Annotated in this window: 1 protein-coding gene; it reads left to right on the top strand. The window is 45.0% G+C overall.

What is annotated here, in order from left to right; genetic code table 11:
* Positions 1–3 precede the first annotated feature (3 nt).
* Positions 4–11,526 carry a hemagglutinin repeat-containing protein gene (locus O7C57_RS15965; protein ID WP_269723326.1) on the top strand — a complete coding sequence of 3,841 codons (11,523 nt, stop codon included), beginning with the start codon at positions 4–6 and terminating at the stop codon, positions 11,524–11,526.
* Positions 11,527–11,677: the final 151 nt, after the last annotated feature.

Below are 11,677 nucleotides of genomic sequence, written 5' to 3'. Positions count from 1 at the left end.
AGGATGAACAAGTTATTTTACCGCCTAATTTTTAATGCCGCTCGCCAAATGGTGATGGTGGTTTCAGATATTACGCGCAGCCATCGTGCGGGTCCTGCGGGTTCGAGTGAAAATCGAGTCGAAAAAACAACAAGTGGCCGAGTGCGCTGGTCAGTTAAACCGATAGTGACCTCTTTGTGGTTCACTTTAGGCATGGTGAGTTTCAGCGTTTCTTCATCGACCATTGTTGCCGATGGTAAAGCGCCGGGTAACCAACAGCCAACCATTGTAAATACACAAAATGGTTTACCCCAAGTCAATATCCAAGCACCAAACCGCGATGGCGTTTCTCGCAACCAATACAGTCAGTTTGATGTTGACCACAAAGGGGCGATCCTCAATAACAGCAGCACCAACACGAACACACAGCTTGGTGGGATGATCCAAGGTAATGATTGGCTGGCTAAAGGGGAAGCTAAGATTATCTTGAATGAGGTCAATAGCCGCGATCCAAGTCAGCTTAATGGCTTCATTGAAGTGGCAGGGAAAAAAGCGGATGTGATCATCGCTAACCCTGCGGGGATTACCTGTAATGGTTGCGGGTTTATCAATGCCGATAAAGCGTTGCTATCGGCGGGAAAAACGGTAATTGAAAACGGTAAAATCAAAGGATTTGAAGTTGACAAAGGCAGCATCAACCTTGTTGGGCAAGGTTACAACGGCAATGGAACAAACTATACCGCACTGATCGCCCGCTCAGTGAATATTAATGCCAAATTGCATGCCAAAGATTTAGCGATAACAACGGGGAAAAATACCGTTGCAGCGGATGGGCAAACCATTCTCAAAACAGAGTATTCCTCTACCGATGATAAGCCTGAATTTGCTTTAGATGTTGCCGCATTAGGGGGCATGTATGCCAATACCATCAAAATGCGCGGGACAGAGCACGGTGTCGGCGTGCGCAATGCGGGGCATATTGGAGCTCAAGCGGGGGATATTACCTTGTCAGCTGAGGGTAAAGTGGGTAACTCTGGTGTGATCACCGCAAACCAGAATATTGCCCTTGATAGTCAGCAAAGTATTAATAACAGCGGAACGGTTCTGGCGAAAAATGATATCCAGCTCAAAGCGAAACAGGCCATAACTAACACTGATAAAGGCCAAATCGTTGCAGGGCGTGATGCGGCACTGCGTGCAGAGCAAATTAACAGCGACAGTAGCGCTTTATTAGCGGCAGGGGTTGATAGCAAAGGTAAGTTGACTTCAGTGGGCTCGTTAACGGTAAAAGGTGATAAATCGGTTGTATTACAAGGGGATATCCTTGCTAAGGACGACTTAACGGCAACAGGTAGCGCCTTAGACTTATCCCATTCCAATACTCAGGCTAAAAATATCGCATTGACGGCGAGTACTGCGGATATTCGCACCCAAGAGGCGCATTTACTGGCAACAAACAACGCAACATTGATTGCTAAGCGTAGCATTGATAACCAAAAAGGGGAAATTGTTGCCAATCAACTGACCCTGTCAGCGCCTGAGTTTATTGATAATCAGCACGGGAAACTGGTTCAAAAAGGGAATTCAAAAAATACCCTGAACACTCAGATATTGAGTAACCAACAAGGGGAAATCAACCTTGCAGGTGATACTTCAATAACGACGCAGCAGCTGAATAATCAGTCTGGGCAACTATTAAGTCGTGATGGTAAAGTCGATATCCAAAGTCAAAACCTGAACAACCAACAAGGCACGATACTCGCATCAGGCAAGCAAGGCCTCACCATCAAGTCCGATACTCTGGATGGGCAAAAAGGGGAAATTCTGACCAGTGGTGCATTGGGGCTAACGGCAAAATCGGCCAACCTTGATCAAGGTACCACACAAGCAGAGCAAATCACGTTACAAGTCAATACGTTATCTCATCGTCAAGGTAATATGTTACAGACGGGTGATAAAACGATGAAGCTTAATATTGCTAATGGGTTGGATAATAACCAAGGAAGTATCGCATCCAAAGGTGATTTGAATTTACAGGCAGGGGCAGTTGACAACACGGATGGAAAAATACTCACCAGCACGAATCATCGTTTAGACCTAACGTCTGCTGGCGAATTGAATAATACGCGTGGGGTTATTCAAACCGATAAGTACCTGATGCTCAAAGCCGATAAACTGATCAACCAGCAAGGCAAAATGAGCAGTTTATCCGGGGCTGCTTTATTAACGGCGAATCATCTAGCGGGGGAAAAAGGGACTATTTTTGCGCAGACGGCATTGCGCATAGAAAGCGCTGATATCAATTTAAACCAAGGCTTCACGCAAGCAAGCCAAATTTCTATTTTAGCCAACAACTTTAGCCATCAGGCTGCCACCTTGCTGCAAACAGGGGAAGGCAAAACTGAGCTACATATTCAAAACCAATTTGATAACCAGAAAGGTGAAATTTCCAGTAATGGCCAAATTGATATTGTGGCAAATGGGCTAAACAACCAAGACGGCAAAATTATTGCGGCCAAATTGGGTCACTTGACGCTGACCATCCAACAAGCTCTGAATAATGCGCAAGGAACATTACTAGGTAATCAAGGTGTTCAGGTGGCAGCGGAGCGCTTAATTAACCAATCCGGTAAAATTATTGCCAGCTTTGGTGATAACCAATTGGCACTTAAACAATTAGATGGTGAAAAAGGGGAAATTCTCTCGAAAGGCAAATTAGCCTTAACGGGGGGGGAACTTAATCTTAATGACGCGGTGACGCAGGCAGACAACATCCAAATTGAAGGGCAAAACCTGTCCCATCAACGTGGAAAAATGCTGCAAACGGGCAGTGAAAAAGGGCAAATCAAGCTCGCTGATACCCTTGATAACCAGTCAGGAAATATTAGCAGCCAAGGCGCATTGAGTGTCAATGTGGATAAACTCGCCAACCAACAAGGCGTTGTGGTCGCGGCAAAAGTCGGGGCGCTAATCCTAAATGCTAAACAGAGCATCGATAATACCCAAGGCACCTTGTTTGCGCAGCAGGACTTTACCCTTAACACGCAGTCGTTCACCAATACTGACGGCAAAGCAATTAGTAAACAAGGGGATATGCAGCTTGCCACTGACAGTCTGCAAGGGCAGCGCGGGGAAATTATCGCTCAAGGAGACTTATCACTAAGTGGTAAAGACATTGACCTGACAACCGCAAATACGCAAGCAAAGCATATTCAATTGCGAGCGAATAATTTTATCCATCAGCAAGGGACAATGGCCCAACTGGGTGAACGCCAAGGCACTATTGAGGTATCCCAACAGATTAACAATAACGCAGGGGATATTAGTGGTAACGGTTCTTGGCTGATCAAAACCCATATCCTTGATAATCAGCAAGGTAAAATATTCAGTGCAAGAATGGGTAAGCTTGATTTACTCATTCAACAAACTCTGGATAACACCGGTGGGACATTGACTGGCCGACAAGGTGTATTTGTTGAAACCCAATCACTGATTAACCGCACAGGTAAAGTGATTGCGAGCATGGGAGATGTCACCTTTAATGGTCAATCACTTGAGGGTGATGAAGGGGAAATACTGGCGGCTAACAGCTTGAATATCGTAGGTGGAACACTTTCACTAAATCAGGCTGTCACCCAAGCGGATCACATCTTAATCACGGGGAACACCCTTGATCACCAAGGGGGTAAATTATTACAAACTGGCGATAAAGCGGGTAAAATCACCTTACAAGGAAAGCTGAATAACCAAGCGGGTGAAATAGGCAGTAATGGCGATTTTTCATTAACCGCCAATAGTCTTGACAATCGTGATGGGCAAGTCATCACCGCAAACAAGGGTCATCTTAAGGTTGATTTAACCCATGAATTATTAAACCAAAACGGCGCACTCATTGGTGAGAATGGGCTGAGCATAGCGGCCAGTGATATCCAAAACCAGCAAGGAAAACTGGTGGCTCGCCACGGTGATGCAAAACTGGATGTGGCCAATGGTATCAATAACCAAGCAGGGTTAATCGCCGCAGAGCAACTGTTGCAGATGCGAAACCAAGCACTACAAAACCAGTTGGGGTATCTACAAGCCAACGCCATTGATATTAACACCCATAACCAGCGGTTTGATAATACACAAGGCTCGTTGTTAGCTCAGCAAACATTAGTGTTAAATAGCGGCCAAATTGACAACCAACAAGGCTCCATTCAATCCGGTAGTGACATGCTGATTGATACACATGGTGAGCAGCTCAACAACACTCAAAGCGGTGACAATAAAGGCATTTATGCACAAGGTGGGTTAGCCCTAACAACAGGGGAGCTCAATAATGAGCAGGGTCGACTTGTGACGAAAGACACGCTTAAACTGAACAGCCAAGGTGTTAACAACCAGCAAGGTTTAGTGGGCAGCCAGTCTGAGCTCTCAATGACAACGCAGCAACTGGATAACCGTGAAGGTGTGATTAAAGGCAACTCTGTGAGTATTGATACACAGGGCCAGAAACTGATTAATCTTGCGAAAAAAGCCGATCAAGGCATCTTTGCGAGCCAAAACCTAGCAATGACCGTTGGCGAGTTAATTAATCGTCAAGGTCAAATACAAGCGAACCAAATCGCCCTCGATAGCCAAAAAAATCGAGTTGATAATACTGAGGGTGAAATTCTTGCCGTCACTGATTTAACGGCAAATACGGGGGGGCTGGATAACCAAAAAGGCCGACTTCAAGCTGGGAAACAGCTCACACTCAACACCCATGGTGAGCAGATAAACAATAGCTTCACGCAAAAAAATGGTGGTTTATTAAGTGGGGGCAGTTTATCGATTGAAAGCGGCAAACTACTTAACCAGCAAGGGCAAATTCAAAGCACTGGGGCGGCATCACTCACTACGACAGGGGTTGAAAACCAGAACGGACAAATTTTTGCCGGCCAGTCGATGGATATTCATACCCAGCAACAGATATTGCTAAATCAGCAAGGGACATTAGCGAGTCATGGCCAGCTCGAACTGAATACAGGGGATTTAACCAATACCCAAGGTATTGTGCAAGGAAAACTGGGACTCACCGTAAATGCGGAGCAGGTTGATAACCAAAAAGGGTTATTACTGAGCCAATCAGCGTTAAAAGTGACAGGAAAAAACCTCGATAATACACAGGGGATTGTCCAATCTCAGGGAAATACAACGCTGGATATTCATCAACGGATTGATAACCAGCAAGGGCAGGTTTTGTCCGGTCAAAACCTGAACGTAAATACCCAACAACTCAATAATAATAGTGGTGTTATTCAAGGCCTCAATAATGTTGAATTGTCAGTAAAACAGCAAATTGAAAACCAACAAGGCTGGATCAAAGCCAATGAGAATCTTGATATATCTGCTCAATCTATTGATAATAAAAATACAGCTCAAGCAGGTAAAGGCCTAGAGGGGTTAAATGTTAGCCTCCAAACTGCGCGTTTAGATAACCAAAGTGGGGCGGTTCGTGCAGGGCAAGCGATTGAAGCGAATATCGCGCAAAGCCTGAATAACACTCAAGGGATGCTATCTGCGGGAACGGATTTGAATGTCACCGATAAAGCGCAAGGTAAAGCCTTAGTTATCTCGAATCAGCAAGGGGTGATAGTCAGTAATGGCTCAGCCACGATCGCGGCGAACCAGTTAACAGGTGAAGGGAAACTTATCGCGCAAAAAGCGTTATCGCTAACATTCAACCAACTTTTTGAAAATACAGGGCGCATTCAGGCAGGGGAAAACCTAACGGCTAATTTTGCACAAGGGTTTACTAATAAAGGATTAATTTCTAGCCTTGGTGAGCTGGCTTTAAATACAACGACCGTTATTAACCAACTTTCCGGTGAGATCAGTGGGCAAAATACCCGCATTAAAGCCAGTGGTCAAATAATAAACACTGGGCTCATTGATGGCGTGCTAACACACATTGTTGCTAATTCTGTAAATAACTTAGGAACAGGGCGAATTTATGGTGATTTCCTTGCCATCGCAGTAAATACCTTAGCTAATGATAAACAAGGGGATAAAGCGGCGGTTATTGCAGGGCGTAAAGAGGCCAATCTTGCGGTCGGTGCACTTTTAAACCGTGATCATGCTTTAATTTACAGTGATGGTGATTTAACCATCGGTAGCCAATTAAACGACCAGCTAAAAGCCACCGGTCATGCCAAAAGCGTGAAAAACCACAGTGCTAACATTGAAGCGGCAGGTAACCTTACACTAAAAACGGATTTACTTGAAAATAAAGATATTCATTTACAACTGACTGATGATGCGGTGGAAGTGAGCCGTGAGCACTTTGATTGGTTTGATTTTGGTAATGGGCGACGTTATAAAATTCAGCCGCGTAATGGCAATCAAACTCGTTATGCCATTAATGAAGATGGTACGCTGAACAAGGAAGTCGGTATTCACTATGAAAAATCCAATCGCTGGCGGATGTTTGAGTACGGTAACTGGACAAAAGATTTTTATGAATACGATTACGACCGTATCATTTATGAAACCCAAGTTATCAAACGCGATGCCGCATTGATTACCAGTGGAAAGCATTTGACGATTGATGGGCAGCAACTGAACAATGAAAATTCCCGTGTAGTTGCGGGGCAAAACCTGATTTTGACCGGCTATGAATTGACTAACGAAGAGGCGCAAGGCGTTCGCCGTACCGTGGAAAGTGGTAACACGATTTATCGTTACAAAGGTGGCGGCACATGGAAAACGCGAGAGTCGGTCTATGCCTACCAAGGGGTTAATAGCGAAGAAGATTTAGCATTACACCTATTAGAAGTTGCCGAGAACGCGGGGGGGATCAATAAAACTCAGCTCGATTCAGTCAAAGTTAACCAACTGGATGGGCAAGCCGAACGTGTTTCTGACGCCAATCAACAAGAAAACTCAGGTGCCACGGTGACTGAGCAGGTATTAAAAGACGGTAAAAACACGCCATTAGACCTGAAACCTGGTCAGCAAATGGAAGTGACGCAGTTACCTTCAATTTCAGACAAAGTGGATGTTAAAGACGACAAATCGGTTGACTCATCATTACACGCTGATGATGCCAATATCGGCAACGGGGCTGATATTCAAGGGCAAACAGATGCAGGTAAAGGGGAAAGCATCACTGCGGAGACCGGGCCTAAAGGAAAAGACAACCTCGATACCATGATAAGAACTGTTGGTCCAAACACTCAATTACCCGACAACAGTCTGTTTAACTTAACACCGGGTAGTGATAGCCAGTTTTTAATTGAAACCGACCCACGTTTTACTAATTACAAAAAATGGTTGTCGAGTATTGATATTGTCACCAACGAGCAATTGCATAAGCGCTTAGGGGATGGTTACTACGAGCAACGTTTAATCCGTGACCAACTGATTGAAACCACAGGGCAACGCTTATTAGGCAACTACAATAGTGATGAAGAGCAATATCGCGCGCTGCTAACTAACGGTGTTGCGTTTGGTAAGCAATTTAACCTGACTCCGGGCATTGCATTATCACCAGAACAAATGGCGAATTTAACCACTGACATTGTGTGGATGGTGAATAAAGAAGTCACACTGCCCGATGGACGCGTTGAAATGGTCAGTGTTCCGCAGGTATATGTCCGAGCCCGTCAAGGGGACTTAAACGGTAATGGCGCATTGTTAGCGGGGCGTAATGTTTCAGCTAACATGACTGGCAATATCCTTAATAGCGGTGAAATCAGTAGCCGTGAATTGACGGATTTACGCGCTGAAAATATCGAAAACAGCGGTCGCATCCAAGGTAAAGACGTACAACTTGATGCGCTAAAAGATATTAAAAATATCGGTGGGGAAATCCGTGGGTTAGATAGCGTTTCGTTGTCAGCAGGGCGGGATATTTTTAGCGAAACTGCGCAGCGTGGAGACGGCAAATCACAATGGCTCGACCGCCCAGCCAGTATTTATGTCACGGGTGATAATGGGCAACTTACCTTAAAAGCAGTACAAGATATCAACTTGATCGCCACAGACGTCGGCAATTTAGGCGTTGATGGTAAAACATCTATTATTGCGGGACGCGATATTAGCTTAGAAACTCGCGATGTTAGCTCGGCATTTGATTACACGCACAATTCAAGCAATTACTATCGTGGCGCTAACAGCACTGAAGTTGGCACACAAATCCAAACTCAAGGGGATTTAGCCTTATCGGCAGGGCAAGATCTTTCTGCCCGTGCAGCGAATGTATCAAGTGGCGGTGAACTGGCGATAAAGGTGGGTCGTAACATCAACATGACTTCGGGTATTGAAACCAGTGACTACGCGAAACACACTAAACATACAGATAAAGGTTTCTTATCAAGCACAACGAAAGAGACCCATGATGAAGTCAGTGAACGTACCGCTATCAGTAGTACGTTTAGCGGCGACAGTGTGAAAGTGACCGCAGGGAACAACGTCAATATCGAAGGGAGTAATTTACTCGGCACCCACGATGTTAATGTGACGGCTGGAAATCAACTCAATCTGACGACCTCTGATGAAGCGTCTCATGAAACGCATATGTCGAAAACAACCAAATCAGGTCTAATGAGTACCGGCGGCATTGGTTTTACGGTGGGTTCAAATTCACAAAAAGTGACTACCGAAACGGATAGCAACCAGAAAAAAGGCAGTGTGATTGGTAGTACAGCAGGCGATGTGACATTGACGGCGAGTGGCACGGCAAACATTCATGGCAGTGATGTGATTGCGGCGAAAGATATCAATGTGACTGGTAGTGATGTGAATATTACGGCGGCTGAAAATAGCCGTACCGATATCACTACCGTGGAAAGCAAATCCAGTGGGTTGACGGTTTCCCTCGGCGGTACAGCAGGCAGCCTGTTAGATGGAATGGCGCAGACCGCGAAATCTGCGAAACAAGAAGATGACGGACAATTAGCTGCGCTCAAAGGCATGAAAGCAGGGTTACAAGGCGTTCAAGCTCAGCAGGCGGGTGAGCTGGCTGGGCTGAAAGAAGGCGGCAGTGTGGCAGATGCCTTTGGCGTTAATGTGTCTTATGGCAGCAGCTCATCAAAATCCACCACGAAAACAGAGCAACATACAGCATCGGGCAGTAGCTTAAGTGCTGGTGACAATATTAACCTCACTGCAACAGGTAAAAAAGATGGCAGCCAAGGTAACTTGACAGTGCAAGGCAGCCAGTTAGATGCGGATAAAAATATTACGTTGACCGCCAAAAATGATATCAACCTGACCAGTGCCACCAACACGCAAAAAGTGGATGGGAAAAACGAAAGCAAAGGCGGCTCAATCGGTGCGGGTATCAGTACGGGCGGTTGGAATGTCAATGCGAGTGTGAATAAAGGCAGCGGCTTTGAAAAAGGTGACAGCCAGTCCTACACCGATACGGAAGTGAACGCAGGCAAACAACTGACTCTCAACAGCGGCAAAGATACCACGCTGACAGGCGCACACGCGAGCGGGGAAACTGTTAAAGCCAATGTGGGCGGGGATTTAACTTTATCGAGCCAACAACTTACTGATAAGTATGACTCAAAGCAACAGGGCGGCAGTTTAAGCGGCAGTATTGGAACAGGCTTAAATACCACCGCTTCGGTGAATGTTAATAAAACCGAGATGCACAGTGATTACCAATCGGTGGATAAACAAACGGGTATTAATGCAGGCAAAGGCGGTTTTGATATCACCGTCGGTAATCATACGCAACTCGATGGGGCGGTGATTAGTAGCACAGCGGAAGCTGAGAAGAACACATTAGATACAGGTACGCTGGGCTTTGGGGATATCAAAAATAAAGCTGAGTACAAGGTGGATAGCCAAAGTGGCGGCTTTAGCACAGGGGGCTCTCCATTTGCAGACCAGCTTGCGGGTAATGCCGCAGGCTCCTTGTTGACTAATGTGAATAACAAAGGGAAAGACAGCAATACGACACACTCAGCGGTATCAGAAGGCGAGATTACAATTCGAGATAAGGATAATCAGAAACAAGATATCAACGAGTTAAGCCGTGATACAGATAATGCCCATGAGAAGCTGAACACCATTTTTGATAAAGAAAAAGAGCAGAAACGGATTGAGCAGAATCAGTTGATTGGGGAAATTGGTCAGCAGATTACCGATGTTGCGTTGACCGAAGCCACCATTAACGCGACGAAAGAGGTGAATAAAAACAACCCAACGTTGACAGGCAAAGAACGAGACGATGCGATTCAAGCTGAAATCAATCAATCAGGTTGGGGCGTTGGCGGTGACAATCGTCGGATAGTTGAGGCTGGCACCGCGCTGGTCCAAGGCTTAGCCAGTGGTGATGTGAGCAAAGCCGTGGCGAATGCCAGCGCGCCGTATATTGCGAACTACATCGGTCAACATATCGAAGATGATAAAGCGAAGGTCGCTGCCCACGGTATTGCGAATGTTGCATTAGCGCTGGCAAAAGGTGAAAATGCGGGGGCACAATCGCTCGGTGCCATGACTGCCGAAGCGGTAGGGATGTTATCCAAAGAGCTATATGGAAAAGACCCTAGTAAACTGACGGAAGATGAAAAAGCCACTGTGAGTGCATTTGCAACCTTAGCCGCAGGTATTGCGGGTGGATTAGTGGGTGGCGATACATCCAGTGCCGCGAATGCTGCCGAGGCTGGGAAGACCACTGTTGAGAATAACTATCTCACGGGGGATGAAGCTCGCCAATTAGATAAAGATCTCGCTGCATGTAAAGCAGAAGGTAGAGATTGCCGTCCAGTTCTTCAAGAATATATTGATATTAGCAATAAAAATAGCCAAGAACTGATTGAAGCCTGTACGAGTGGGGGAGTCTCTTGTGTCTCATGGGAAGAGATGATCATGGGATATACTAATGTAGCCAATGATGAACATCCTTTACAGATACGGCTTGATGAGAAACTTAAAGACCCAGAAGCTGCCGCATTAGTTAATTACCTCAATGGTACTGATTTAAAATTCTTAAAAGATAATATTACGGAAGGCGATAGAGTATTAGATGTTGTGATGACTCCAACATCTTGGCCTGTCATGGTTCTAGGAACAAAAAACATTCTCACTAATAGCGTCACCAAAGGAAAGGAGCAATTAATTGCTGTAGGTGTTTCCGGAGTAGCAAATGCAGGGATTCAATACGGGTTTACTGGTGAAGTTAAGCTTTCTGATGTCATTGGTGCAGGTGTTATTGGATCAATTACAGCAGGAAAAGGTTACAACCCAACGGTAACATGGAATGCTTTAGGTGGATATTATCAAGCTGAAATAAAAGGCGATGATCCTTTCATTGGAGCTTTATTAAGTAAAGCAGGGGCATCTGTAGGTTATGCATCTGGTAATATAATTAAGATCCCATTTGATAAAAAACTGAACCCAATATCCAAACAGTATGAGTGGGAACCAACAGGCGTATGGACTATTACAAAACCTGTTCCACAAAATCCTCTACCATCAGTTGTTGGTAATGTGGGTGACTCTGCTGCTTCTGGAGCATTCAACGAAGGAATGAATGAAGCATTAAAAGATAAGAAGGAAAAACAATGATAAACAATAAATTCAGAGCTATTATTACTTTGTTTTATCTATGTGGCAGTCTTTTTATCGTATTATTCATGATAGCGGTGTTTTTTGGAGTATTTGGTTATTGGATTGGAGGTGGGAATAATATTTTTTTATTTTTTACCACCAAATTGTT

The organism is Providencia sp. 21OH12SH02B-Prov (assembly GCF_027362595.1).
In the GTDB taxonomy this organism is placed as follows: domain Bacteria; phylum Pseudomonadota; class Gammaproteobacteria; order Enterobacterales; family Enterobacteriaceae; genus Providencia; species Providencia zhejiangensis.
Note: the sequence above shows the minus strand (reverse complement) of the source record. Positions and strands in the feature narration are given on the sequence as shown.